Here is a 24,781-nt window from a genome sequence, read left to right on the forward strand (position 1 = left end):
CCCCGGTTCGTAACTTTCACGAGGAGCGAGATGTCCACACCCCAACGCGGGCCGAAACGCCGGCTCCGCGCGTTGGCCGTCGGCGCGCTGATCGCCGGCAGCTTTATCGCCCTGCCGGCCGGCACCGCCCATGCCGCGACCGGTTGCTCGGTGGTCTACACCGTGCGCAGCCAGTGGCCCACCGGCTTCACCGGCGACCTGGTCGTCACCAACCTGGGTGATGCCCTGTCGAGCTGGAACGTCAGCTGGACCTACGCCGGCAACCAGACGGTCACGCAGAGCTGGAACGGCGACTTCACCCAGTCCGGCAAGAACGTGACCATCAAGAACGCCGCCTGGAACGGCAGCCTGCCCTCGGGCGGGACGGTCAACCCCGGATTCAACGCCAACTACAGCGGCACGAACACGAACCCGACGAGCTTCTCGCTCAACGGCACCCCGTGCACCGGCCCGAACACGGCCCCGACCGTGTCGCTGACCGCCCCGGCGGCCAACACGCGCTACTCGGCGCCGGCCTCGATCGCGATGACGGCCTCGGCCACCGACCCGGACACGGGCGACTCGATCGCGAAGGTCGAGTTCTACCACGACGGCCTGCTGCTGGGCACCGACACCACCGCGCCGTTCACCTACAACTGGACCGGCGTGCCGGCCCAGACGGCGGCGTACAGCCTGCAGGCGAAGGCCTACGACAGCAAGGGCGCAGTGGGCACCTCCACCGCGGTGCCGGTCTTCGTCGACCCGGTCACCGGGCCGTCGATCGTCGCGACGCCCACCACGCTGACGGTGCCCGAGGGCGGCTCCACCCCGCTGTCGGTCAAGCTCAACCAGGCGCCCACGTCGAACGTGACGGTGGCGGTCGCCCGCACCGGGGACACCGACATCACCGTCGCGCCCGCGTCGCTGACCTTCACCACCGCGAACTGGAACACCGCGCAGACGGTGACGGTCTCGGCGGCGCAGGACGCGGACTCGACCAACGGCACGGCGACGCTCACCCTCAGCGCCAGCGGCTGGCAGTCGGCCACCGTCAGCGCGATCGAGAGCGACGACGACGTGGCCGGCGGCGTGTACGTGCAGCGCTTCCTGGAGCAGTACAACAAGATCCACGGCAACGGGTACTTCTCCTCGGAGGGCGTGCCCTACCACGCGATCGAGACGCTCGTCGTCGAGGCGCCCGACTGGGGCCACGAGACGACCTCGGAGGCGTTCAGCTTCTGGATCTGGATGGAGGCGCAGTACGGCCGGGTGAAGGGTGACTGGGCCCCGTTCAACAAGGCCTGGGACACGATGGAGAAGTACATCATCCCGACCCACGCCAACCAGACGACCGGCGGCTACAACCCCAACGACCCGGCCGACTACGCGCCGGAGGCCGACCAGCCCAGCCTGTACCCGCAGCAGGGCGGCCACCTCGACTCGTCCATCAAGGTCGGCGTCGACCCGCTGTACAACGAGCTCGTCTCGACGTACGGCAACTCCGACGTGTACGGCATGCACTGGATCGAGGACGTCGACAACGTCTACGGCTACAGCTCCTGCACGCCGGTGGCCGGCTCGAAGGTGTCGTTCATCAACACCTACCAGCGCGGCCCGCAGGAGTCGGTGTGGGAGACCGTCGCCCACCCGTCCTGCGAGACGTTCGCCTACGGCGCCAAGCAGAACGGCGGCTACCTGCCGCTGTTCATCGACGGCACCCCGGCGAAGCAGTGGCGCTACACCAACGCCCCCGACGCCGACGCCCGCGCGGTCGAGGCGGCCTACTGGGCGCTGCAGTGGGCCACGGCCCAGAACAAGCAGGCCGACGTGGCCGCGACCGTCGCCAAGGCGGCGAAGATGGGTGACTACCTGCGCTACGCGATGTACGACAAGTACTTCAAGAAGCCCGGCTGCACCTCGGTCAACTGCCCGGCCGGCACCGGCAAGGACTCCGCGGCCTACCTGATGTCGTGGTACTACGCCTGGGGCGGCGACACGGGCGGCCAGTGGGCGTGGCGCATCGGATCCAGCCACAACCACCAGGGCTACCAGAACCCGCTCGCGGCGTGGGCGCTGTCCAACGTCTCGGCGCTGACCCCGAAGTCCCCGACCGCGAAGGCGGACTGGCAGACGAGCCTCGGCCGTCAGCTGGAGTTCTACCAGTGGCTGCAGTCGTCCGAGGGCGCCTTCGCCGGCGGCGCGACGAACAGCTGGGGCGGCAACTACTCGGCCCCGCCGGCCGGCACGCCGACGTTCTACGGCATGGCCTACGACGTGCAGCCGGTGTACCACGACCCGCCGTCGAACCAGTGGTTCGGCTTCCAGGCCTGGTCGATCGAGCGCGTGGCGGAGTACTACTACGCGACCGGCGACGCCAAGGCCAAGACCATGCTCGACAAGTGGGTCAGCTGGGCGATCGCGAACACCACGTTCTCCGCGAACGGCGACTTCCAGATCCCGGACACCCTGTCCTGGACCGGCGCCCCGGCCACCTGGAACCCGTCCAGCCCGGCCGCGAACACCAACCTGCACGTGTCGGTCGTGAGCAAGGGCACCGACGTCGGCGTGGCCGCCGCGTACGCGCGGCTGCTGACCTACTACGGCGCCAAGGCGAACGACACCTCGGCGAAGACGACGGCCAAGAAGCTGCTGGACGGCATCTGGCTGCACACGGACGCGCAGGGTGTCGGCATCCCGGAGACCCGGACCGACTACAACCGCTTCGACGACGTGTGGTCCTCGTCCAACCAGCAGGGCCTCTACATCCCGCCGGGCTACAGCGGCGTCATGCCCAACGGTGACGTGATCGCCCCCGGCAAGTCCTTCCTGGACATCCGCTCCTTCTACAAGAACGACCCGAACTGGCCGGCCGTGCAGTCGTACCTCAACGGCGGCCCGGCCCCGACGTTCACGTTCCACCGGTTCTGGGCCCAGTCCGACATCGCGATGGCGATGGCCGACTACGGCCTGCTGATCGGCTCCTGATCGACGGGCGCCCCGCCACCCGGCGGGGCGCCCCCCCTTTGACACGTCGGAAAAACCCGACGTATTGTGGCCGCGTGCCCGACACCGCCGTGTTCGCCGCGCTGGCCAACCCGGTCCGCCGCGAGGTGCTGCAGGTCCTGCGCGACGAGGGCCCCCAGCCCGTCGCCGCCCTGGCCGCCCGCTTCGGCCTCGCCCGCCCGACGTTCTCCGAGCACCTGCGGGTGCTGCGGGACGCGGGCCTCGCCAGCGAGACCCGCCAGGGGCGTCAGCGGGTGTACCGGCTGGAGCCCGCCCGCCTCGCCACCGTGCGCGACTGGCTCGCCCCGTTCGAGCGCTTCTGGGCCGACCGGCTCGCCGGGCTCGGCACCGTCCTCGACGAGCTGCCGTGACCGAGCTGTCCGCGGACGCGTTCTACCCGCACCCGCCCGCGAAGGTCTGGCGCGCGCTCACCGAGCCGGACCTGATCGCCCGCTGGCTCATGCCCGGCGACTTCCGCCTCGAGGTCGGGCACCGCTACGCGATGCGGGTCCCGGCCCTGCCCGCCGCCGGCTTCTCCGGGCGGATCGAGGCCGAGGTGCTCGGCTTCGAGCCCGGGCGCATGCTCCGCGTCGCGTGGACCGACGCCGAGAGCCGCGAGACCTGGACCCTCACCTGGACGCTGCACGCCGAGGGCCGCGGCACCCGGCTGCTGCTGCACCAGACGGGCGGCCCGGGCCTGGAGCGCTCGGCCCCCGTCATGGCCGCCGGCTGGCGCGGCCGGATCGCCGCACGACTCACGGAGGTACTCGATGCGCTCTGACGTCCGCGACCACTACGCCGCCCTCGCCGAGGGGTTCCTGGCCCGCGTCCGCGCGGTGCCCGCCGGCGCGTGGGACGACCCGAGCCCGTGCCCCGGCTGGACCGCCCGCGACGTGGTCGCCCATCTCGTCAACGGCCACCGGGGCCTGCTGTTCATGGCGGGCGGCCCCGCCCCCGCGCCCGCGGACGGCATCGGGGTCGGCCGGATTGCCGGCGCCCCGCCCGCCGAGCCCGGCGCCGACCTGGCCGCCGTGTTCGCGCACGTCCGCGACGATATGCTGGCGATGCTCGCCGACCCGGCGCGGACCGCGCTGCGGCTGCCCGGCGGGCCGATGGGCGCCGTGCCCGTCTGGCAGGCGGTGTCCGTCGTCGGCAGCGTGGAGGTGCTCGTGCACACCTGGGACCTGGCCCGCGCCACCGGCGGCGACGAGACCCTCGACCCGGCGCAGGTCGCCCGCGTGCACGCCGCGGCCGAACCGTTCGCGGCCGGGCTGCTCGCCACCGGCGCCTTCGACCCGCCGGTGCTGCCGCCCGCCGGCGCGGACGCGCAGACACGGTTGCTGAGCTTCCTGGGCCGGCGCGTGTGACCCGCGACGAGCTGCTCGCGCACTGCCTGGCCAAGCCCGGCGCCTGGGAGGACCAGCCGTGGGAGGGTGACGTGGTGGCGAAGGTCGGGCCCAGGATCTTCGCGTTCGTCGGCCCGGAGTCCGTCGGGGTCAAGTGCGCGCCGAGCCGCGAGGCGGCCGACGAGTGGCTGCACCGGTACCCCGACGACGCCTCCGTCATGGCGTACATCGGCCGCTCCGGCTGGAACACCCTGCGCCTCGGCGGCGCCATTGCCGACGAGGAGATCTACGAGGCCGTCGACGAGTCCTACCGCTGGGTCGTGTCGAAGCTGCCGAAGCAGGACCGCCCCGCACCGTGAGCGCGGCGAGCGCCGTGGGCTCAGAGGTCGTAGGCGGTGAGCGTGCTCCCGGCGGCCACGCACAGCCGCGAGCCCGACCCGGCGAGCCTGAACGCGTTCGGCTCGTCGAGCTGCGTGTCGCGCTGGCCGGTGACCGGGTCGACGATCGCCACCCCGTCCGTCGTCGCCACGAACACCCGGTCGCCGGCGGCGACGATGTCGGCGAAGTCCCAGTCGAAGCTCCACCGCTCGGCCCCGCGGTCCGGGTCGAGGCCCGTCAGCGTGCCGTTCTCGTGCACCGCGACGATCCCGCGCCCGGTCAGCAGCGGCGCGCCGTCGGCCAGGAAGCCGGCCGGGGCGTCGTACCGCCAGCGCACCTGCCCCGTCGCGGCGTCGAAGGCGTGCACGGACTCGTTGCGGTAGAGGTAGTCGTCGTCGACGTAGCGCATGCCGAGCACCACCAGGAGCGACCCGAGCACCACCGGGCGCCCGAACACGTGCCCCTCGGGCGCCGCCACGCCCCACCTGCGCGCCCCGGTCGCCGCGTCGTGGGCGGCCAGCTCGCGCGCGGCGGCGAAGATCGTGCCGCCCGCGGCGAGCAGGTCGAACGGGCCGTCGCCGGCCTGGACCGGCTGCCGCCACGCGTCCGCCGGGCCCGAGAAGCCGAGCAGGCCGCGGCCGCCCGAGCCGTCAGCGCCACCGGGGCCGTCGGCGACCGTCACGACGGTGCCCTGCTCGGTGAGGACCAGATCGCCGACGTATCCGGGCAGCGCCCGCCGCCAGCGTGGCGTGCCGTCGGCGAGGGCCGCCACGCGCACCTCGCCGGCGCCGCCCTCCTGGGTGCGCAGCACGAACCCGTCCCCGGCGACCCGGATCGGCGCGTCGCCGGCCCGGCTGGTCTGCACCGTGTTGCGGCCGAGGTCCTGCCGCCACCGCACCGCCCCGTCGCCGGCCCCGTAGGCGCTCAGCGTCCGGCCCAGGGCGAGCAGCGTGTCGCCGGCGAGCAGCAGCGCGTCGGGCTCGTCGGGCAGCGGCACCCGCCAGCGCCGCCCGGTCGACACGGCCCCGGGCGCGGCCGGCTCGTGGTCGTCGCGGAAGCCGTACCACGCCACGGCACCCCCGACCGCGAGCGCTCCGGCCCCGGCGGTCGCGGCCCGCAGGAAGGTGCGGCGGTTCATCGGGCGATCGTACGGCCGCCCGCGCGTCGAATCCGCGCCGCCCCGTTCGTCGTCTCCGTGACCGCAACCGTTCGAGATGGGATGTAGACCATGGCGAAGTACCTCCTGCTGATCTACGGCGACGAGCAGCGCTGGGACGCCGAGACCGCCGCGGAGCGCGCGGCGAAGGACGCCGGCCACCGCGCGTTCGCCGCCGCGGCCGGACCGGGCATGATCAGCGGCCACGAGCTCGAGACGACCGCGACCGCGACGTCGCTGCGCTCCACCACCGGTGCGCGGCCCACGCCGACGGACGGGCCGTTCCTGGAGACGAAGGAGGCCATCGGCGGCTTCTACGTCATCGAGGCCCCCGACCTCGACGCGGCGCTGAGCCTCGCGTCGCGGCTGCCGGAGCTGGCGTCCGGGCACGGCGGGGTGGAGATCCGCCCGATCGTGGACCACGGGTGACGGTCACCCAGGCCGTGGAGCGGGCCCACCGTGAGCAGTGGGCCCGCGTCCTGGCCGCCACCGTCCGGCTCACCCGCGACCTCGACCTCGCCGAGGAGTGCGTCCAGGACGCGTACGCCCGGGCGCTGCGCACCTGGCCCGAGACCGGCGTGCCCGAGCGGCCCGGCGCCTGGCTGACCACCGTCGCGCGCAACCGCGCCCTGGACCGGCTGCGCCGCGAGTCGCACCTGCGCCGGATGCTGCCGCTGCTCGTCACCGACGAGATCGCCCCGCCCGCCGACGACCGGCTCGGCCTCGTGCTCATGTGCTGCCACCCGGCCCTGTCCCGCGACGCCCAGGTCGCCCTCACGCTGCGGCTGGTCGGCGGGCTGTCCACGGCCGAGGTCGCGCGGGCGTACCTGGTGCCGGAGCCGGCCATGGCCGCCCGGATCACCCGCGCCAAGCGCAAGATCGCCGCGGCCCGCATCCCGTTGCGCGTCCCCGGGCCCGCGCAGCTGCCGGAGCGGGTCGCGGCCGCCTGCGAGGTCGTCCACCTGATCTACACCACCGGGCACACCGCACCCGGCGGCCCCGGGCTGCAGCGCGCCGACCTGGCCGACGGGGCGCTGGCGATCGCGCGGATGCTGCGCCTGCTGCTGCCCCGCGACACCGAGGTGGCCGGCCTGCTCGCGCTGCTGCTGCTCCTCGACGCGCGCCGGGACGCCCGCACCGCCGCCGGCGGGCGGATGCTGCTGCTGGCCGAGCAGGACCGCACGCGGTGGGACGCCGGCCGCATCGCCGAGGGCACCGCGCTGCTCGGCGAGGCCCTGCGCCGCTCGCCGAGCCGGTGGGCCGTGCAGGCCGCGATCGCGGCGGTCCACGCGGAGTCCCCGAGCTGGGAGGCGACCGACTGGTCCGAGATCTGCGGGCTGTACGACGTGCTGCTCACCCTGTGGCCCTCGCCCGTCGTGCGGCTCAACCGGGCCGTCGCGCTCGGCTTCCGCGACGGGCCCGCGGCCGGGCTCGCCGCGCTGGAGCCGCTGCTCGCCGAGCCCGCCCTCGCCGGGTACGGTTACCTCGCCGCCGCCCGCGCGGACCTCCTGCGCCGGCTCGGCCGCACCGGGGACGCGGCCCTGGCCTACCAGGAGGCGATCGCGCTCACCGCGAACGACGTCGAGCGCGCATTTCTGGCTCGGCGCCTCGCCGGGCTCACGAGCAACGGATAATCGTCGCGCAACGTCTGGTTCAGTGCACGGTGCACCAACCCCGACGGAGGAGCTGTGACGAGCATGTCCCGCCGCCGCCTGATCGGCGCCGGCCTGGCCACGGTGGCGACGGGTCTCCTCGCCCGCGATGCCGTCGCCCTGCGCCGGGCGCCCGCGACCATGGCGACGGAGCCGCCGCCGGCGCTGCGCCCGCCACCGGCGAAGCCGTCGCCCTCCCCCAGCCCGTCGCCGTCCCTGGCGCCGCTGAGTCGTCCGGTGTACACGCTCAAGGAGTTCCGCCAGGTCGTCCCCGGCCCCGACTTCCCGCCCAACGCCGTGGCCCTCACCATCGACGACGGCCCCCACCCGGCCTGGACGCCCGAGGTGCTGCGGCTGCTCGAGCGCTACCACGTGCCGGCCACGTTCTGCCTCATCGGCAACCAGATCCTCGGCCACGAGGCGGTCGCCCGCAGCGTCGTCGCGGCCGGGCACCACGTCGCCAACCACACGTGGAGCCACCCGGCCCAGCTGTCCACGATGGCGCCCGAGCACGTCCAGCAGGAGCTCGACCGCGCCCAGGAGAAGATCTACGACTCCACCGGGCACACGCCCACGATCTTCCGCGCGCCCGGCGGCACCTGCTCCCCGGCCGTGTTCGGCGCCGCGGCGAAGCGCGGGATGATCCCGGTCAACTGGGATCGCGACCCCCGCGACTGGACCAAGCCGGGCACGTCGGCGATCACGAACAAGCTGCTCGCGGCGACCGCGGGCGACATCCTGCTGTGCCACGACGGCGGCGGCGACCGCTCCCAGACGTGCGCCGCGCTGCGCACCGTGATCCCGGCGCTGCAGGCCCGTGGCCTGCAGTTCGTCCTGCTGGGCGCCCAGCCCTGAAGGGTGGGGCCGGGCGCCCGGGGCACCCCGGGTCTCAGCCGGAGGCGCGGCGCACGGCGGCGCGGGCGGCCTCGGGCGTGTCGGCGGCCAGCGCGGCCTCGGCGATCTGCCGGCACTCCTGCAGCGTGTGCGCGGCCAGGGACTCGCGCACGGCCGGGATGCTGCGGGGGGCCATCGACAGGCTGGAGATGCCCAGCCCGGTGAGGACCAGCGCGAAGTCCGGGTCGGCCGCGGACTCCCCGCACACGCCGACCGGCTTGCCGGCCTCGAGGCCCGCCGCCGCGCAGGCGGCGATGAGCGCGATCAGCGCCGGCTGCCACGGGTCGAGCAGCTCCGCGAGCTCACCGGCCATCCGGTCGGCGGCGAAGGTGTACTGACTCAGATCGTTCGTCCCGAGGCTCAGGAAGTCCACGTCGCGCAGGATCGACCGGGCCCGCAGCGCGGCCGCCGGCACCTCGATCATCACGCCGGCCGTGGGCAGGCCGTGCGCGCGGCACGCCTCGGCGAACGCCGCGGCCTCGGCGGCGGTCGCGACCATCGGCGCCATCACCCACACCTCGGCGCTGTTCGCGGCGGCGGCGGTGGCGATCGCGGCGAGCTGGGTGTCGAGCACCTCCGGCGAGCGGCGGGCCACGCGCAGGCCGCGCACGCCCAGGGCCGGGTTCGGCTCGTCGGCCATGCGCAGGAACGGCAGGGGCTTGTCGGCGCCGGCGTCGAGGGTGCGCACCACGACCTTGCGGCCGGGCAGGGCCGCGAACACCGCGGAGTACGCCGCGACCTGCTCCTGCTCCGAGGGGGCGTCGGCGCGGTCGAGGTACAGCAGCTCCGTGCGGAACAGCCCGACCCCCTCGGCGTCGCCGGTCAGGTCGCGGACTGATCCGACGTTGCCCAGCAGCGCGACCGCGTGCCCGTCGGCGGTGCGGCCCGGGCCCTGCGCGGCGGCGCGGCGGGTGCGCAGCTCGGCGGCCGCGGCGTTGACGGCCGCCGCGTCGGCCTCCGACACGCCCACCGACACGGTGCCCGACGCCCCGTCGAGCGCGACGAGCGTCCGGTCGGCCACGTCGGCGATGCCCGTGCAGCGCACCGCGGCCGGGATGCCCAGGGTGCGGGCCAGGATCGCGGTGTGGCTGGTCGGGCCGCCCTCGGCGGTGACCAGGCCGAGCACCACCGCCGGGTCCAGGCCCGCGGTGTCGGCCGGGGCCAGGTCCCGCGCGACCAGGATGAACGGGTGCCCCGGCGACGGGATGCCCGGCATCGGCAGCCCGAGGCAGGCGGCGACGAGCCGGTCGCGCAGGTCGTCGAGGTCGCTGATGCGCTCGGCGAGGTAGCCGCCGGCCGCCGCGAACGCCGCCCGGTGCTCGGCCAGGGCCGCGGCGAGGGCGTGCGGGGCGGGCGAGCCGGCGTCGACCGCCGCGTCGGCCGCGTCGGTCAGCATCTCGTCGGTGGCCATGAGCACCTGGGCCCGCAGCACCTCGGCGACGGTGTCCTCGGCCGCGGCGTCGGCGCGGCGGCTCAGCTCCGCCGCGACCGCCTCGACCGCGGCGCGCACCCGCGCCTTCTCCGCCCCGGCGTCGGCGACGGGCGCCGGGGCGGGCAGGGCCGGTGGGGGCGCCAGGTGCAGCACCGGGCCGGCCGCGCGGCCCGGGCTCACCCCGATCCCCGACAGCTCAGGCATCGGGGGCGTCCAGGTCGCGGGCGAGCAGCTCGGCCAGCGCGTCCAGGGCGGCCTCGGCCCCGTCGCCGGTGGCCTCGAGGGTCACTTCCGTGCCCTGCTTGGCGCCGAGGGACAGCACCCCCAGCATGCTACGGGCCGGGACCGGCTTCCTGGCCCCGTTGGTGCTGATGGTCACGGGCACGGGTTGCTTCGCCGCGGCGGCGACGAACAGGGCGGCGGGGCGGGCGTGCAGGCCGCTGGCCGAGCCGACGACGACGGTCCTGGTGGGCACGGCTACCTCCTAGGGGCGGTATCGACGTGGGGGTCGGGGGGGAGGCGAGGCTCGGGCGCCGGCCGGGGCCGCGCCCGGGCGCGCCCCGACACCGGGGTTGCATCGGGGTGTGATCGGCGCGGTTCCAGGCGGCGCCCGAGTCCGCCGCAGCCCGGCCATCCACTTCGATACAGCCCCTACGGTTCGACGGTCACCTTGATCGCCTCGCCGCGGGCGACGATGCCGAAGGCGTCGAGCGCGTCCTGCAGCGGCAGCCGGTGGGTGATGAGGTCGGCGACGGGGACGGCGCCCTCGGCGATGAGCCGCAGCGCCTCCTTGTTGTGCTGGGGGCTGGAGCCGTTCGCGCCGACGATGGTCAGCTCGCGGTAGTGCACGAGGTTGGAGTCGAGCGCGATGACCGGCTTGTCCTTGGGCAGCCCGCCGAAGAAGCTGATCCGGCCCTGCCGCGCGGCCATCTGCACCGCCTGCTCCTGGGCCGCGCCGGCCGCGGCGGCGGTGATGACGACGTCGGCGCCGCGCCCCTCGGTCAGCTTCAGCACCGCGTCCACGACGTCCGTCTCCGAGCCGTATGCCGAGCCCGGTGCGGATGACGGCTTCGCCGCGTCCGGCCCGGGCCCGGCACAGATGGCCGCGTCGGGGTGCACGAGGTTCGCGGCGAGGTCGAGCCGCTCGCGGTTGAGGTCGACCAGGAACACGCGGGCGGCGCCGCGGGCCCGGGCCAGGCGCACGTGCAGGCAGCCGATGGGGCCGGAGCCCATGACCACCACGTCGTCGCCCTCGCCGACGCTCGCCAGGTTCTGCCCGTTGAGCACGCACGCGAGGGGCTCGGCGACGGAGGCCTCGGCGAAGCTCAGCCCGTGGGGGATGCGGTTGAGCCCGTCGACGGCGAGCACGTTCGGCGGCACGATCATGTACTCCGCGAACCCGCCGTCGAAGTGGTAGCCCATCGACACCTGGTTGGGGCAGACCGTCATCCGGCCCCGGCGGCACTCGGCGCACTGCCCGCACGGGATCGCGGCGATGACCTGGACCCGGTCGCCGGGCGCCCATCCGCTGACGTCCGCGCCGGTCTCGACGACCTCACCGGCGATCTCGTGGCCCATGACCCGCGGCGGCACGATGTGGTGATGGCCGAAGTTCAAGATCTTGACGTCGGTACCGCACGTCGAGCACGCCCGCACCCGGATCTTCACGTCGCCGGGGCCGGGCGACGGCTCGGGTGCGTCCTCGATGCGGACGTCGCCGGGGGCGTGGAACCGTACAACTCTCACGATCGCTCCAAAACAAGCAGGTCGAGCACTTCGTCGGCACTGGTCGCGGCGCGCAGCCGGGCCGCCTGGTCGGGGTCCATCAGGATCTCGGCGAGCGCGGCGAGGATGTCCACGTGACCGTCGCCGGCGGCGGCGATCGCGACGCACACGCGCACGTCCTCGCCGTCCCAGTCGACGCCGCCGGGGAACGCGAGCACCGCGAGGGCGTCGCGCACGACGGTCTCCTTGCTGTTGAGCGTGCCGTGCGGGATCGCGACGCCCTCGCCGATGTACGTGGAGACGCTCCGCTCGCGCTCCAGCATCGCCTCGACGTACGCCGGGCCGACCGCCCCGATCTCGACCAGCACGGCGCCGCAGCGGCGGATGGCCTCGTCCCGCGATCCGGCCCGCTCGCCGAGCCGGATCGCGTCACGGGCGAGCAGGTCACCCACTGAGTTCACCGCCGCGCTGCACCACCTGCACGACCTTCGTGACGGCGGGGTCGCCGATGAACACCTGGAACGGGATGATGACCTTGTCGGGGGCGCTCACCCGGGCCCGGGCCGCGAGGCCCTTGTGGCACAGCACGACGTCGGCGTCGGCCGGGATCGAGTTGACCGGGGTGTGCTCGACGGTCACCTGGCTCTTGGCGAGCTGGCGCTTGAGCGTGCTGGCCAGCATCACGCTGCTGCCCATGCCGGCGTCGCACGCGACGACGACCTTCTTGATGTCGCTTCCGTTGATGCTCGGCATGCCTCAGGCCTCCTGGCGGGACAGCTTGGCCGCGGCGTTCTCGGCCTCGTCCGGGTTGACGACGGTCTCCTCGTCCGGCCCGATGGCCGCGTCCTGGGCCGGTTCGTTGCGGCCGAAGCCCAGCAGCAGCGACGCGACCGCGAAGGTGACCGCGGCGGCGATGAGGATGCCGAGGAGCACGACGAAGTAGCCGCCCTTGGGGGTCACCGCCATGTAGGCGAAGATGCTGCCCGGCGACGGGGTCGCGACCAGGCCGGCGCCCGTGAGCATGAAGGTCCCGACGCCCGCGGCGCCACCGCAGATCATGGCGAGGATCAGCTTCGGCTTCATGAGCACGTACGGGAAGTAGATCTCGTGGATGCCGCCGAGGAACTGCACGATGATCGCGGCCGGCACGCTGGGGCGCAGGTTGCGCGGGCCGAACAGGAAGAACGCGAGCAGCAGGCCGAGGCCCGGGCCGGGGTTCGACTCGATCATGAACAGGATCGACTTGCCCTTCTCGGCCGCCTCGGCGACGCCCAGCGGGCCGAACACGCCGTGGTTGATGGCGTTGTTGAGGAAGAGCACCTTGGCCGGCTCGACCACGACCGAGGTCAGCGGCAGCAGGTCGTGCCCGACGAGCCAGTCGGCGCCCTTGCCGGCCTGCTTGGTCAGCCACTCGACGACCGGGCCGATGCCGTAGAGGCCGCCGATCGCCATCGCGCCGCCGATGATGCCGGCGCTGAAGTTGTCGACCAGCATCTCGAACCCGGGCCGGATGCGGTTCTCGACGAGGGAGTCCCAGAGCTTCAGCACGTAGGCGGCGAGCGGGCCGATCATCATCGCGCCGAGGAACATCGGCACGTCGGCGCCGATCACGATGCCCATGGTGGCGACCGCCCCCACGACGGCACCGCGCTGGCCGTGCACCAGCCGGCCGCCGGTGTAGCCGATGAGCAGCGGCAGCAGGATCGTGATCATCGGGCCGACCAGCTGCGCGATGTGCGCGTTGGGGATCCAGCCGGTGGGGATGAACAGCGCGGTGATGAGGCCCCAGGCGATGAAGGCGCCGATGTTCGGCATGACCATCGCGGCGAGGTACCCGCCGACGCGTTGCACGGAGGCTCGGAATCCCGAGCCGGTGACCTCAGGTGTGTAGCTCGACACGGGGTGACTCCTTCAGGAGGACGGACCGGAGAGCAATGGGCGGAGCTCGTCCGGCCGGGGGTGGATGGTGACGTTGTGGCGGATCAGGTCGGCGGGGCCGGGCATCCTGCTGCCGGGCAGGCTGACCGCGGCCGCGCCCCACGCGAGGCCCTCGGCGAGGGCGGCGGCCCCGCGCGCGCCGCCGGCGAGGAACCCGGCCAGCAGGGCGTCGCCGGCGCCGACGGTGCTGCGCGGCCGGGCGACGGGGCAGGTGCCGCTGACGACCCCGTCGGCGTCGACGAGGACGGCCCCGTCGGCGCCGAGGCTGGCCAGGACGCTCTGCGCGCCCCAGTCACGCAGGCGCTGGGCCGCGGCGACGACGTCCCCGAGGTCGCTCAGGGGGGTGCCCACGACCTCGGCGAGCTCGTCCCGGTTGGGCTTGAGCAGCGTGGCTCCGGCCGTCGCGGCCTCACGCAGGGCCGGGCCGCTGGTGTCCACGGCGACCCGGATGCCGGCCCCGTGCAGGCGCCGGCACAACTGGGCGTAGGCGTCGGCGGGCAGCCCGGGCGGCACGCTGCCGCACAGCACGACCCAGTCCGCGGAGCCGGCCCGGGCCAGCACGCGGTCGGTGATCTCGTCGAACTCGGCCCGGACGAGCTCCGGGCCGGGCTCGTTGACCTTCGTCACGGTGCCGTCGGGCTCGGCGAGCGTGATGTTGGAGCGCGTGCGGCCCGCGATCGGCACCGCGAGGACCTCGACGCCCTCGGCCTTGAGCAGCCGGACGAGCTGGCCGCCCTCGTCGCCGCCGCACGGCAGCACCGCGACCGACGGCACCCCGTTGGCCAGCAGCGCCCTCGACACGTTGACGCCCTTGCCGCCCGGGTCGAGGTGGGCCGCGGTGGCCCGGATGACCTCGCCCCGCGCGAGCCGGCCCACGTCCATGGCCCGGTCGAGGCTGGGGTTGAGCGTGACCGTGACGATCATGCCCGGACCACCCGCACGCCCGTGGCCTCGATGTCGCCCACGAGGTCGGCGTCGGCGCGGCCGTCGGTGATGAACAGGTCGACGTCCGCGAGCTCGCCGAACCGGGCGAGGTAGTCGTTGCCGAGCTTGGTGTGGTCGGCCAGCAGCACGGTGCGGCGGGCGGCCCGGATCATCGCCCGCTTGACCGCGGCCTCGGCCGGGTCGGGGGTGGTCAGCCCGCGCTCGACCGACACCCCGTTGGTGCCCAGGAACGCGACGTCGACGTAGAGGTCCGCGAGGGGCCGCAGCGACCAGTCGTCGACGGTGGCGAGGGTCTTGCCGCGCAGCCGCCCCCCGAGCAGCAGCACGTTGAGGTTGGTGCGGGTGCCCAGCGCCGTGGCGATGACCGGCGAGTTGACCACGACGGTCAGCTCGCGGTCGGCGGGCAGCAGGTTGGCGAGCTTGACGGTCGTGGTGCCGGCGTCGAGGATGATGGCCCCCTCCTCGGGGACCTCGGCGAGCGCGAGCTTGGCGATGCGCTCCTTCTCCTCCACGAGCACGGCGTCGCGGGTGGCGAGGGCCGGCTCGAAGCCGATGCGCTCGACGGGGATCGCCCCGCCGTGCACCCGGCGCAGCACCCCGGCCCGTTCGAGCGTGGTGAGATCGCGGCGGATGGTCTCCGACGTGACGTTGAGCTCGTCGGCCAGCCCGGCCACCTCGACCCGCCCCTGCTCGCGGGCGATGCGCACGATGGCCTGCTGCCGCTCCTCGGCGTACATGATGTGGTTTCACCGCCGTTTCGATTTGCTTGTGTTTTGTTTACGCCCGTTTATGTGGGCCGTCAAGAGCTGCGCCACAGAAACCCACACCGGCCAGCCCAGCAGCCACACCACCAGCGCGAACCCCACGAACTGGGTCATGCCCTGCAGCGCCTCCGTCCGGCGCGGATCCCCGATCCACCAGCGCGCCGCCTGCAGCAGCACCACGGCGACGACCCCGGCGACGAGCGCCTTGCCGAACTCGCGCCACTCGTACCTGACCCGTTCGGGCCCGCGCCTGGGCACCTTGTGCGGCGCCGGCCCACCGGCGAACCGATGCGCGAACCGCACGTCGGCCCACCGCACCATCGACGGCCCGAACGCGACGGAGCACCCGAGGAACACCGCGGCGATCGCGTGCGCCCGCCCGGCGGTGCCCCCGGCGCGCAGATCGAGCGCCGCGACGACGAGGAGCACGAGGTCGACGGCGGCGGTCGCGGCGAGCAGCCCGGCCCCGGTCCGCCGCATCCGCAGCAGATAGCGGCACGCGAGCCCGGCCGCGAGCACCACCCAGAACGCGATCTCACACCCGACGATCCAAGCGATCAGCATGCCGTCGAGCCTTCCGCCCGAATCCGCCGGCCGCGTCGGCACCGCTGAGGGTTCGCCTACATCCTTGGTCGCATTTCCGCCGGGGCCCCGTCGATGGTGCAATCGGGGGGATGAGAGGGCGCACGGTCGACTGGATCCTCGCCGGCAGCGGATTCGCGGCCGGGTCGCTCATGTACGTCACCGGCCAGTGGCAGGCCCACGTCGACGCCCGCTGGCTCTTCGCCCCGCTCGCGGTGTGCTGCGGCGCCCTGCTGCTGCGCCGCACCGCGCCGGTCGCGTCCGTGGCCGTCGGCACCGCGGCCGTGGCCGCCGACATCGCGATCGGCCCGTCGCTCGCGACGCCGCTGGTCTACACGCAGGTGCTGTACGACGCCTGCCTGCACGGCAGCGCCCGCCTGGCCCGGTCCCTGCTCGCCGCCAGCGTCGTCGGCTCGGTGGTGACCGCGGTCGCGTGCCTCGTCGTCGTCCGGGACGTCCGCTCGGTCGGGCTGGCCGTGCTCCTCGCGCTCGTCACGGTCGTGCCCATCCTCACCGGCACCCACGTGCGCCACCACCGCGACCAGGCCGCCGTCGCGCGCCGGTCGGCCGAGCAGGTCGCGCGGCTGGCCGAGGCCGACCGGGCCAACGCGGTCGCGGCCGAGCGGGCCGGGATGGCCCGCGAGCTGCACGACGTGATCGCCAACCACCTCAGCGCCGTGGCCATCCACGCCACCGCCGCGCTCTCCGCGGACCTCGGGCCGGGCGGCACCCGCGAGGCGCTCACCGTCATCCGGGAGAACAGCGTGCGGGGCCTGGCCGAGATGCGCCGGATGGTCGGCTTCCTGCGCGACTCGCCGAGCGTCCCCGGCAACGCGCCCGGCGGGCTCGCGGCCCTGGACGAGCTCGTCGCGCGCGCCGGGCTGCCCGTGCGCCTCGAGGTGCGCGGCGCGACCGGGGACGTGCCGGTGAGCGTCGACCTGGCCGCGTACCGCATCGTCCAGGAGTCGCTGACCAACGCGCTCAAGCACGGCGACGACAGCCCGATCACGGCGCACGTGACCCGGGAACCGCACGCGGTCGGCATCCGGGTCACCTCCGGCCTGCCCAAGGACCGCACGACCGGCGAGGGCGCCGGGCTCATCGGGATGCGCGAGCGCGCCGCACTGCTCGGGGGCACGCTCACCGCGGGGCCGGACGGCGACCGCTGGGTGGTCAGCGCCCGCCTGCCCTGGGAGGCGGCGTGAGCGTCGTGCGGGTGCTCGTGGCCGACGATCAGCCGGCCGTACGCGCCGGGCTCGTGCTGATCCTCCGCTCGCGGCCCGGCATCGAGGTCGTCGCCGAGGCCCCCGACGGCGCCGCGGCGGTCGAGATCGGGCTGCGGCTGCGCCCCGACGTGGTGCTGATGGACCTGCGCATGCCCCGCCTCGACGGCGTCGCCGCCACCCGTGAGCTGGTCGCCGGCGGGGTCCGGGGCATCCTCGCGCTCACGACGTTCGACCTGGACGAGTACCTCTTCGGCGCCCTGCGCGCGGGCGCGGCCGGATTCCTGCTCAAGGACGCCTCCGCCGACGAGCTCGTCGAGGCCGTGCGGACCGTCGCGCGCGGCGAGGGCGTCGTGGCCCCGGCGGTCACCCGGCGCGTGCTCGCCGCGTTCGCCGGCCCGGGCGCCCGCGCGGAGACGGTCCCCGCCCCCGTGCCGCTGGGCCTGCTCACCGCCCGCGAGCGCGAGGTGCTCGAGTGCCTGGGCGCGGGCCTGTCCAACGCGACCATCGCCGCGCGGCTCGGCATCGCCGAGGCCACCACGAAGACGCACGTCTCCCGCATCCTGGCCAAGCTCGGGCTGCAGAGCCGGATGCAGGCCGCCATCGCGGCGCGCCAGGTGCGATCCCTTGACACGTGACCAGTAAGTCACATAACGTCGAGGCGTGGACGACGACGATCGCGTCTTCAAGGCCCTCGCCGACCCCACGCGGCGCTTCCTGCTCGACCTGCTGTTCGCGCGCGACGGGCGCACGCTCACGGAGCTCGAGTCCGAGCTGGAGATGACCCGCTTCGGGGTGATGAAGCACATGAAGGTCCTGGAAGAGGCGAACCTCGTGGTGACCCGGCGCCAGGGCCGGGAGAAGCTGCACTTCCTCAACGCGGTGCCCATCCGGCAGATCCACGACCGCTGGATCGACAAGTACACCAGCGATCACGCCCGGGCCCTGCTCGACCTGCGACCACGGCTGGAGGACGACGAGTCATGAGCGGCGGTCCCGGCGCGCGCGGGAACTTCCCGAGCCTCGCCCGCGGCCGTCCGATCTCTGCGACACTGGAGACCGCCAAGGCGCCCGAAGCCGGCCTGACGCCCGTCACACGGGCCGAAGGAGCAGCACCATGGGCAATTCCCGCCGGATCCCCCGCGTCGCGGCCGTCGCCGCGCTCATGGGCTCACTCGTCGCCGTCCTGCACGGCGGCCCCGCCCGTGCCGCGACCACCGACCAGGCGTTCAACCCCGGCACCGGCGCGCTCGACGTGGACTACGCCGGCTACCTGTCCAGGCACGACGTCGTCTACAACAGCCCGCAGACCGACCCGCTGCTCGGCCTGACCGTCGGCAACGGCCGCACGGGCGCCATGGTGTGGAACGGCAACGGCCTCACCATGCAGGTGTCCAACGTCGACGCCTCCGAGCAGTCCGCCTACGCGGCCGGCCTCGTGAACCTCAACACGAACCCGGGCCTCGACACCGGCTACACGACCTTCCAGCAGCGGCTGTCGCTCTACGACGGCACGCTCACCACGAGGTACGACAGCAACCGCACGGTCACCGTGCTCGGCGTGCCCGGCTCCGAGGTGATGGGCATCCACGTCGAGGACTCGCGCACCGGCCTGGGCGCCACGACGCTCGACCTGAGCATGTGGGACCCGGCGACGGTGCCCGACAGCGCCGACGTACCCGACCTGGACACCTGGCAGCACATCAGCACCTTCGCCGACGCCGGCGCCGCCGGGTTCAGCCGCGGCCAGCGCGACCCCGGCGGCTTCGGCTACACCCTCGCGGCCACGGTGGAGGGCGCGGCCTACACCACCCAGGTGACCGGCGGCCGCCAGGTGCGCCTGACCATCACGCCCACCGCGAGCTACACGATCTGGTTCACGGCCGCGAGCCGCCTCAACGCCCCGAACCGGGACTCGGTCGCGCAGGCCCGCGGCCAGCTCACCGCGGCCAGGAGCGCCGGCTACCTGACCACGCTGAACGACTACCGCGCCTTCTGGCACGCGTTCTGGGCGAAGTCGTTCGTGCAGTACGGCGGCGCGGCCGGCACCGGGGACTACCTCGAGAACGTCTACTACCTCGCGACCTACATGATCGCCGCGGGCGGCTACGGCACCTACCCGTTCCACTGCTCCAACGGCGTCTTCCGGGCGACGCGGGACGCCACGAAGTGGAGCAACGGCTACTGGTACGGCAGCCAGCGCGACATCTACAACCCGCTGCTCGCCGCCAACCACGTCGACCTCTTCGCCACCGAGAACCGGCTCTACAGCCGCAACGCCGCGGCGCTGCGGGCCTACACCCGGACCCGCTACGCGATCGACGGGCTGTGGACGCCGGAGACGATGGGCTGGGACGGCAACGCGCGCGGCACCGTCGGCTCGGACGACGTCGACGACATCTACTCGACGGGCGCCGAGGCCGCGTACAACATGTACCTGCAGTACCGCTACACCGACGACACGAGCTACCTGCGCGGCACCGCGTACCCGTTCCTCCGCGACGTCGTGCGGTTCTACCAGGCGAAGCTCTCGCGGGACCCCGCGACCGGCCGCTACTTCATGGCGTCGTCGAACGCGCGCGAGACCTACTGGGACGTCAGGAACGCGATCACCGACCTGGCCGCCGTCCGGCGCGTCTTCCCCATCGCCATCGCGGTGAGCACCCAGCTCGGGCTCGACGCCGGCCTGCGCGCCGGCTGGCAGGACGTGCTGAGCAACCTCGAGCCCTACAAGGTGAGCAACGGCGTCTGGCTGCCGCACGACCCGCCGCCGGTGCGGCCGCACAACGCCGAGGACGTGACGTCGCAGCTCATCTGGCCGTACGACCTCACCGGCATCGGGGCCAGCGACTACGCCACGGCGCTGGCCGGCTGGAACGCCCGGCCGAACCCCTACGGCACCGTGTCGGCGGACGACGCCGTGCAGGCCGCGCGGCTGGGCCTGGGCGATCAGGCGCTGGCGGGCATGAAGCTGATGCTGCAGCGGTACCAGAACTCCCCCAACGGCATGACGAGCGACATCAACGGCGGCTTCGCGTACCTCGGCGTGCACCTGGCCGCGACGAACGAGTCGCTCCTGCAGTCCTACGACGACCGGATCCGCGTGTTCCCGGCCGCGCCCGCCGACGCGGGCTTCAGCGGGAAGTTCACGCTGCTGGCCGAGGACGGGTTCCTCGTGAGCTCGGAGCGCGAGGGCAACGAGACGAAGTACGTCGGGCTCAAGAGCCTCTACGGCAAGCCGGCCCGGGTGGTGAACCCGTGGGGCAGCGAGCAGATCCGGGTCCGGCGCGCCTCCGACGACGCGGTGCTGACCACGAGCACGGCCGGCGAGGTCACCTTCGCCACCGCCGCGGACACCGTCTACATCGTCGAGCGGACCGCCCGGCCGCTGACGTCCTACCCCCACACGCGGCTGACCGGCACCGCCAACACCGGCGTCAAGACGCTCGCCGGCACCGCCTCCACCCTCGGCACGCCCGCCGCCGGGCAGCCCGCGCTCGTCAACGACACCGCGCTGACCTACGACGCGAACTGGTACCGCAGCACGAACCGCGGCTACGGGGACTACAACGACGACACGCACCACAGCACCACCGTGGGCGCGACCGCGAGCTATACGTTCACGGGCACCGGCGTGCAGCTGCTGTCCGAGCGCTTCGGCGACATGGGCAGCGTGGACGTGTACGTCGACAACGTCCTGCAGGCCACCGTGAGCCTCGGCGCGCCGGGCGCCCGGCAGGTCCAGCAGACCGTCTACACCAGGTCCGGCCTGGCCAACGGCACGCACACGATCCGGATCGTCAACCGGAGCACGTCGGTCGGGATGGTCGACGCGCTGCGGATCACCACGGGCACGACCCCGCCCGCGGCCGGCTCGGCGCTGCGGGCGCGGGTGAACACGCGCTACGTCACCGCCGACGCCGGCGGCACGGGCCCGCTCATCGCCACCGGGACCGCCGTCGGTACCGCCGAGCAGTTCGACGTCGTCGACCTGGGCGGCGGCCTGATCGCGCTGAGGGCCCGCGTCAACGGCCAGTTCGTGTGCGCCGAGAACGCCGGGGCCAACCCGCTCGTCGCCGACCGGGCGCAGGCCGGGTCGTGGGAGACGTTCCGGCTCATCCGCAACGCCGACAACTCCGTGAGCCTGCAGGCGACGGTGAACGGGCGGTACGTGGCGGCGGAGAGCGCGGGCTCGGCGCCGCTCGTGGCCAACCGCGAGGCGATCGGGCCGTGGGAGAAGTTCGACCTGATCGCCGCGTGACGAAGAGGATCGGGCCGGGGCCGGCGAGGGTGGGACCGGTCCGGGGCCGGCCCCACCCGGTCCCGTCAGCTGACGGTGACGGCCGCGTCGTCGATGACGAAGGACGTCTGCAGCGAGGAGTCCTCGGTGCCGTTCCACTTGAGCGTGACGCTCTGGCCCGCGAACGCGTTGAGGCTGTACGACTTCTGCACGTACCCGGTCGCCTTGTTCAGGTTCGACAGGGTGGCCAGGGTGGTGGAGCCCGCGGTGACGGTCAGCTTGTCGTAGGCCGTCGTGGTCGTGGTCTCCGCGGAGTCGACGTGCACCCAGAACGTCAGCGTCGCCGAGCAGCCGGCCGGGATGGTCACCGACTGCGAGATGCTCTCGGTGTGCGTGGAGCCGTACCCGAGCAGCCACGCGCTGTAGGTCCCGCCGTGCGCGGCCTGGCCCTGCGAGGACCACTGCCCGATCGCGCCGGTCGTGCCCGTCCAGCCCGTCGCGCCCGACTCGAAGCCCGGGTTCGTGAGCTTCTGGCCGCTGCAGGTGCCGCCGCCCCCGCCGCTGACGGTCCACGTGAAGCTCGCGCTGCCCGTGGCGCCGGTGGTGTCCCGGGCGGTCACGGTGCTCGTGGTGGTCTGGGCGGTCGTCGGGGTGCCGGAGATGAGCCCGGTGCTCGCGTTGATGCTCAGGCCCGCGGGCAGCCCGGTCGCCGAGTAGGTGAGCGTCTGGCCCGACGCCGAGTCCGTCGCGGTGATCTGCAGCGACTTCGCGGTGCCGACCGTCGCGGTCTGCGCGCCCGGGTTGGACACGGTGACCGTGTTGCCCGGCGTGCTCGCCCCGGTGAGCAGGCAGCCCGGGACCGTGAGGTCGACGGCGCGGGAGGCGTTCAGGCAGGTGGTGAACCAGTACGTCTGCTCGCCGTAGGACTGTCCCTGGTGGACGGTCACGTTGCCGTTCGCGTCGACCTCGCACGGGTTGTTGAGCGTGCAGCTCTGCCCGTCGTCGTTGCCGGTGTTGTTGATGCCGATGACGGCCCGGTCCGACGTGCGCACGATCGGCGAGCCGGAGGTGCCGTGGGTGGTCTGGCAGCCGGTGTTGTACCGGATCGAGTCGTGCCACGTCCACGTGTCCTCACGCAGCGTGGGCACGAACCCGTTGATGGTGCAGGTCCAGACCTGCTTCCAGTAGCTCGACGGGACGGTCATCGCGGTGCCGTCGGCCGGACGGGTGGCGGCCACGGTGAGCGCGGTGGTGTTGTTGTACTTCGACTTGATCTGCGCGAACGTGTCGGTGAGCTGGTACAGCGACACGTCCGTGCCGGTCATGGTGCCGTAGATGAGCTTGTCGGCCTTCACCGTGCCCAGCGCCGCGCCGCTGTCGCTCAGCAGCGTCCCGGAGCGCGTGCTGGCGCGGTTGGTGTAGACCTGGCCCGCAGGGATGAACCCGTTCTCGTAGCAGTGCCCGTTGGTGAGCAGCATGGCCCGGTCGGAGTCGACCGACTGCGGCCACCGCACCAGCGAGCCCGAGCAGTTGTTCAGCGCGATCGTCGAGCCCAGGCCGGTGACCGCGAGTGCCTGGGCAGGCGCCGGGCCGGCGACGACGCTCGCGGCGACGGCGAGGATGGCCGCGCCGACTGCGAGTGTCCGTCTCTTGCGCATGGGGGATCCCTTCGTCGGGGTACGCGCGGCGGTCGTGGGCTACGCGTAGCCGCCCGTCAATGTGATTCGCACCCTCACATTGACGAACTTCCCCGTCAACGACGGTGGACCCTATGCCTGGCCCTGCGTCTACTCCTCGATGGCCCCACCGACCCGGCGCAGATGCTGGCGGAAGGTGTACCGGGGATCGCCCGAGCGCCGCGCGAGGTACTCCTCGAACCTGGTCTGCTCCCGCAGGGTCTCGCCGGCGCGGATCCTCGAGGCCTGCTCCCGCTCGGTGTCCCGGATGCCGCGCGCGTGCCGCAGGACCTCCTCGGCCCGGTCGGCCGCGACGAACACGACCCCGTCGGCGTCGGCGAGGACCAGGTCGGCCGCGGTGACGACGTGGGGCCCGAAGCGGGCGGGCGCGAGGCTCTCGGCCTCGCGGACGCTCAACGGGCCCACCGGCAGCGCGCCGTAGCTGAACACCGGCCGGCCGATCTCGAGCAGCTCGGCGGTGTCGCGGTGCAGGCCCCAGACGACCAGGCCGGCGACCCCGGCCGCGGCGGCCTCGAGCACGGTCAGGTCGCCGACGCAGGCCTCGTCGGTGCGTCCGCCGTTGTCCACGACGAGCACGTCGCCGGGCCCGGCCGCGCCGAACGCCTCGAGGAAGGCGTCGACGCTGCCGTAATGGCGGGCGGGGAGCACCCGTCCGGCCAGGCACGTGCCGGGAATGACGGGCCTGATGCCGGCGGGCGCGATCCGCGGGGCGATGCCGGCGCGCACACAGGCGTCGGCGACGAGCGGGGTGGTGAGATCGGTGAAGTCGTTCACCGCGTCATCATGGCCCGGCGCGGGGGTCGCCCGCCGGAGCCAATTCGGCGCGGGTGGTTCTGGTGCTGTCGCGGCGCCTACTGCGGCAGCAGCGCGGCGACCCGGGCCACCGCGGGGCGGGCCTCGAGGTGCAGGCGCGCCACGTTGATGCCGTCGTCGCCGAGGACCGCCAGCAGGCTGGTCGGGCCGACGGCGTAGACGGTGAAGTACCCGCCCTCGCTGCGCAGCGTGGCGTCGCGGAACGGGCTCTGCCCGAGCACCATCGCGGTCTGCCGCCCCAGGCCGAAGGTGGTCGCGGCCAGCGCCGCCAGGTCGGCCGGCTCCAGGCCGGGCGGCAGGTCGTGGGTGATGAGCAGGCCGTCGACCCCGCCGACGGCCGAGCCCCGCACGCCCGGCACGCGCAGGCGCAGGTCCGCCAGCTCCCCCCGGACCGCCGCGAGCGCGGCGGCCATCGGATCGATCCTGGTGCCGAACGTCGCCGCCGTGCCACCCCAGGTCTGCTCCACCGGAGCGCGGCGCGGCAGCCCGTCCGCGTCGGGTGGCGTCGCAGTCCCGAAGGAGGTCACAGCTCGAGGCCCTCTTCGATCTGGCGCAGCTGGTGGCGGGCCAGCGCGAGGTTGGCGCGGGTCTTGACCAGGGCCAGGTAGAGGAAGAGCCCGCGTCCGCCGAGCGAGCCCAGGGGGCGGATGATGTGGTACTGGTGGTCGAGCGTGATGAGGATGTCCTCGACCTTGTCCGGCAGCCCGAGCATCTCGATGGTGCGCAGCTTGGCCCGCACGACGTCCGTGTTGCCGGCCGCGGCCACGGTGATGTCGAAGTCGGGGCCCCCGCCGAGCGTGCCGAGGGTCATGCCACTGGTGTAGTCCACGAGCGCGGCGGCGATGGCGCCGTCGATGTTCATCGCGCTCTTGAGCGCGACGTCAAGGTTGCTGGTCAAGCCTGCCTCCGACTGTTCGACCAAGTGGAATGCGCCAGAGCCTGACACAGGACGATCGCCCCGTGCACGTTTCGTCACCGGTTTCAGACACTCGGCCAATCGCCATCTGACCTGCC

General features: G+C 73.6%; 26 protein-coding genes. 12 read left to right on the forward strand and 14 right to left on the reverse strand.

Annotated features, from left to right (window positions below):
- Positions 1-30: 30 nt before the first annotated feature.
- From ACQP1P_RS24650 to ACQP1P_RS24670, 5 genes are all read left to right on the forward strand, one after another.
- Positions 31-2,964: a glycoside hydrolase family 48 protein gene (locus ACQP1P_RS24650; RefSeq protein WP_433072956.1), complete on the forward strand. Its 2,934-nt coding sequence runs from the start codon at positions 31-33 to the stop codon at positions 2,962-2,964.
- Between the two features lie 74 nt (positions 2,965-3,038).
- The gene (locus ACQP1P_RS24655; RefSeq protein ID WP_433072958.1) at positions 3,039-3,353 is read left to right on the forward strand and encodes an ArsR/SmtB family transcription factor; all 315 of its coding nucleotides are present in this window, start codon (positions 3,039-3,041) and stop codon (positions 3,351-3,353) included.
- Complete coding sequence (locus ACQP1P_RS24660; RefSeq protein WP_433072960.1) at positions 3,350-3,763, forward strand: SRPBCC family protein; 414 nt, start codon at positions 3,350-3,352, stop codon at positions 3,761-3,763. The genes ACQP1P_RS24655 and ACQP1P_RS24660 overlap by 4 nt, the downstream gene beginning before the upstream one ends.
- Entirely contained in the window at positions 3,753-4,349 is a 597-nt protein-coding gene (locus tag ACQP1P_RS24665; RefSeq protein WP_433072962.1) for a TIGR03086 family metal-binding protein, read from the forward strand. The genes ACQP1P_RS24660 and ACQP1P_RS24665 overlap by 11 nt, the downstream gene beginning before the upstream one ends.
- Complete coding sequence (locus ACQP1P_RS24670; RefSeq protein WP_433072964.1) at positions 4,346-4,687, forward strand: MmcQ/YjbR family DNA-binding protein; 342 nt, start codon at positions 4,346-4,348, stop codon at positions 4,685-4,687. The genes ACQP1P_RS24665 and ACQP1P_RS24670 overlap by 4 nt, the downstream gene beginning before the upstream one ends.
- Positions 4,688-4,707: 20 nt before the next feature.
- Here the strand turns inward: ACQP1P_RS24670 and ACQP1P_RS24675 are convergent, their stop codons facing one another.
- Positions 4,708-5,844: a PQQ-binding-like beta-propeller repeat protein gene (locus ACQP1P_RS24675; RefSeq protein ID WP_433072966.1), complete on the reverse strand. Its 1,137-nt coding sequence runs from the start codon at positions 5,842-5,844 to the stop codon at positions 4,708-4,710.
- A 90-nt stretch (positions 5,845-5,934) separates the two neighbouring features.
- Between ACQP1P_RS24675 and ACQP1P_RS24680 the strand changes: the two genes are divergently transcribed.
- The 3 genes from ACQP1P_RS24680 to ACQP1P_RS24690 all read left to right on the forward strand — a co-directional run bounded on the left by ACQP1P_RS24680 (position 5,935) and on the right by ACQP1P_RS24690 (position 8,369).
- The gene (locus ACQP1P_RS24680; RefSeq protein WP_433072968.1) at positions 5,935-6,291 is read left to right on the forward strand and encodes a YciI family protein; all 357 of its coding nucleotides are present in this window, start codon (positions 5,935-5,937) and stop codon (positions 6,289-6,291) included.
- On the forward strand, positions 6,288-7,496 hold the full coding sequence (locus tag ACQP1P_RS24685) for an RNA polymerase sigma factor (protein WP_433072970.1): 1,209 nt from the start codon (positions 6,288-6,290) through the stop codon (positions 7,494-7,496). The genes ACQP1P_RS24680 and ACQP1P_RS24685 overlap by 4 nt, the downstream gene beginning before the upstream one ends.
- A 63-nt stretch (positions 7,497-7,559) precedes the next feature.
- Positions 7,560-8,369 carry a polysaccharide deacetylase family protein gene (locus tag ACQP1P_RS24690; RefSeq protein WP_433090113.1) on the forward strand — a complete coding sequence of 270 codons (810 nt, stop codon included), beginning with the start codon at positions 7,560-7,562 and terminating at the stop codon, positions 8,367-8,369.
- Between the two features lie 34 nt (positions 8,370-8,403).
- Here the strand turns inward: ACQP1P_RS24690 and ptsP are convergent, their stop codons facing one another.
- The 9 genes from ptsP to ACQP1P_RS24735 all read right to left on the reverse strand — a co-directional run bounded on the left by ptsP (position 8,404) and on the right by ACQP1P_RS24735 (position 15,776).
- Complete coding sequence (ptsP, locus tag ACQP1P_RS24695; protein ID WP_433072972.1) at positions 8,404-10,044, reverse strand: phosphoenolpyruvate--protein phosphotransferase; 1,641 nt, start codon at positions 10,042-10,044, stop codon at positions 8,404-8,406.
- On the reverse strand, positions 10,037-10,315 hold the full coding sequence (locus ACQP1P_RS24700) for an HPr family phosphocarrier protein (protein ID WP_433072974.1): 279 nt from the start codon (positions 10,313-10,315) through the stop codon (positions 10,037-10,039). The genes ptsP and ACQP1P_RS24700 overlap by 8 nt, the downstream gene beginning before the upstream one ends.
- Positions 10,316-10,491: 176 nt before the next feature.
- A complete protein-coding gene (locus ACQP1P_RS24705; protein WP_433072976.1) occupies positions 10,492-11,586 on the reverse strand; it encodes a zinc-dependent dehydrogenase in 1,095 nt (364 codons plus the stop codon).
- Entirely contained in the window at positions 11,583-12,017 is a 435-nt protein-coding gene (locus ACQP1P_RS24710) for a PTS sugar transporter subunit IIA (RefSeq protein WP_433072978.1), read from the reverse strand. The genes ACQP1P_RS24705 and ACQP1P_RS24710 overlap by 4 nt, the downstream gene beginning before the upstream one ends.
- Positions 12,010-12,318: a PTS lactose transporter subunit IIB gene (locus ACQP1P_RS24715; RefSeq protein WP_433072980.1), complete on the reverse strand. Its 309-nt coding sequence runs from the start codon at positions 12,316-12,318 to the stop codon at positions 12,010-12,012. Before ACQP1P_RS24715 ends, ACQP1P_RS24710 begins: the two co-directional genes overlap by 8 nt.
- 3 nt (positions 12,319-12,321) lie before the next feature.
- Positions 12,322-13,464, reverse strand: coding sequence for a mannitol-specific PTS transporter subunit IIC (mtlA, locus tag ACQP1P_RS24720; RefSeq protein ID WP_433072982.1), 1,143 nt, complete (start codon positions 13,462-13,464; stop codon positions 12,322-12,324).
- Positions 13,465-13,476: 12 nt separating this feature from the next.
- Positions 13,477-14,427, reverse strand: a complete 951-nt coding sequence (pfkB, locus tag ACQP1P_RS24725) for a 1-phosphofructokinase (RefSeq protein WP_433072984.1) — start codon at positions 14,425-14,427, stop codon at positions 13,477-13,479.
- Positions 14,424-15,185, reverse strand: a complete 762-nt coding sequence (locus tag ACQP1P_RS24730; protein WP_433072986.1) for a DeoR/GlpR family DNA-binding transcription regulator — start codon at positions 15,183-15,185, stop codon at positions 14,424-14,426. The genes pfkB and ACQP1P_RS24730 overlap by 4 nt, the downstream gene beginning before the upstream one ends.
- A 9-nt stretch (positions 15,186-15,194) precedes the next feature.
- On the reverse strand, positions 15,195-15,776 hold the full coding sequence (locus ACQP1P_RS24735; protein WP_433072988.1) for a hypothetical protein: 582 nt from the start codon (positions 15,774-15,776) through the stop codon (positions 15,195-15,197).
- 110 nt (positions 15,777-15,886) lie between these two features.
- Here ACQP1P_RS24735 and ACQP1P_RS24740 point away from each other — a divergent pair, with 110 nt between their 5' ends.
- From ACQP1P_RS24740 to ACQP1P_RS24755, 4 genes are all read left to right on the forward strand, one after another.
- Positions 15,887-16,999: a sensor histidine kinase gene (locus ACQP1P_RS24740; protein ID WP_433072990.1), complete on the forward strand. Its 1,113-nt coding sequence runs from the start codon at positions 15,887-15,889 to the stop codon at positions 16,997-16,999.
- Positions 16,996-17,655, forward strand: coding sequence for a response regulator (locus ACQP1P_RS24745; protein WP_433072992.1), 660 nt, complete (start codon positions 16,996-16,998; stop codon positions 17,653-17,655). The genes ACQP1P_RS24740 and ACQP1P_RS24745 overlap by 4 nt, the downstream gene beginning before the upstream one ends.
- Before the next feature lie 25 nt (positions 17,656-17,680).
- The gene (locus ACQP1P_RS24750; protein ID WP_433072994.1) at positions 17,681-18,004 is read left to right on the forward strand and encodes an ArsR/SmtB family transcription factor; all 324 of its coding nucleotides are present in this window, start codon (positions 17,681-17,683) and stop codon (positions 18,002-18,004) included.
- 130 nt (positions 18,005-18,134) lie between these two features.
- The gene (locus tag ACQP1P_RS24755; protein WP_433072996.1) at positions 18,135-21,278 is read left to right on the forward strand and encodes a glycosyl hydrolase family 95 catalytic domain-containing protein; all 3,144 of its coding nucleotides are present in this window, start codon (positions 18,135-18,137) and stop codon (positions 21,276-21,278) included.
- Positions 21,279-21,343: 65 nt separating this feature from the next.
- Here the strand turns inward: ACQP1P_RS24755 and ACQP1P_RS24760 are convergent, their stop codons facing one another.
- From ACQP1P_RS24760 to ACQP1P_RS24775, 4 genes are all read right to left on the reverse strand, one after another.
- The gene (locus ACQP1P_RS24760) at positions 21,344-22,915 is read right to left on the reverse strand and encodes a putative Ig domain-containing protein (protein ID WP_433072998.1); all 1,572 of its coding nucleotides are present in this window, start codon (positions 22,913-22,915) and stop codon (positions 21,344-21,346) included.
- Positions 22,916-23,044: 129 nt separating this feature from the next.
- Positions 23,045-23,728, reverse strand: a complete 684-nt coding sequence (locus tag ACQP1P_RS24765; RefSeq protein WP_433073000.1) for an RraA family protein — start codon at positions 23,726-23,728, stop codon at positions 23,045-23,047.
- Between the two features lie 77 nt (positions 23,729-23,805).
- Complete coding sequence (locus ACQP1P_RS24770; RefSeq protein WP_433073002.1) at positions 23,806-24,294, reverse strand: roadblock/LC7 domain-containing protein; 489 nt, start codon at positions 24,292-24,294, stop codon at positions 23,806-23,808.
- Positions 24,291-24,629: a hypothetical protein gene (locus ACQP1P_RS24775; protein WP_433090115.1), complete on the reverse strand. Its 339-nt coding sequence runs from the start codon at positions 24,627-24,629 to the stop codon at positions 24,291-24,293. The genes ACQP1P_RS24770 and ACQP1P_RS24775 overlap by 4 nt, the downstream gene beginning before the upstream one ends.
- Positions 24,630-24,781 lie beyond the last annotated feature (152 nt).

Source organism: Dactylosporangium sp. CA-052675 (genome assembly GCF_050947935.1).
Taxonomy (GTDB): Bacteria; Actinomycetota; Actinomycetes; order Mycobacteriales; family Micromonosporaceae; genus Dactylosporangium.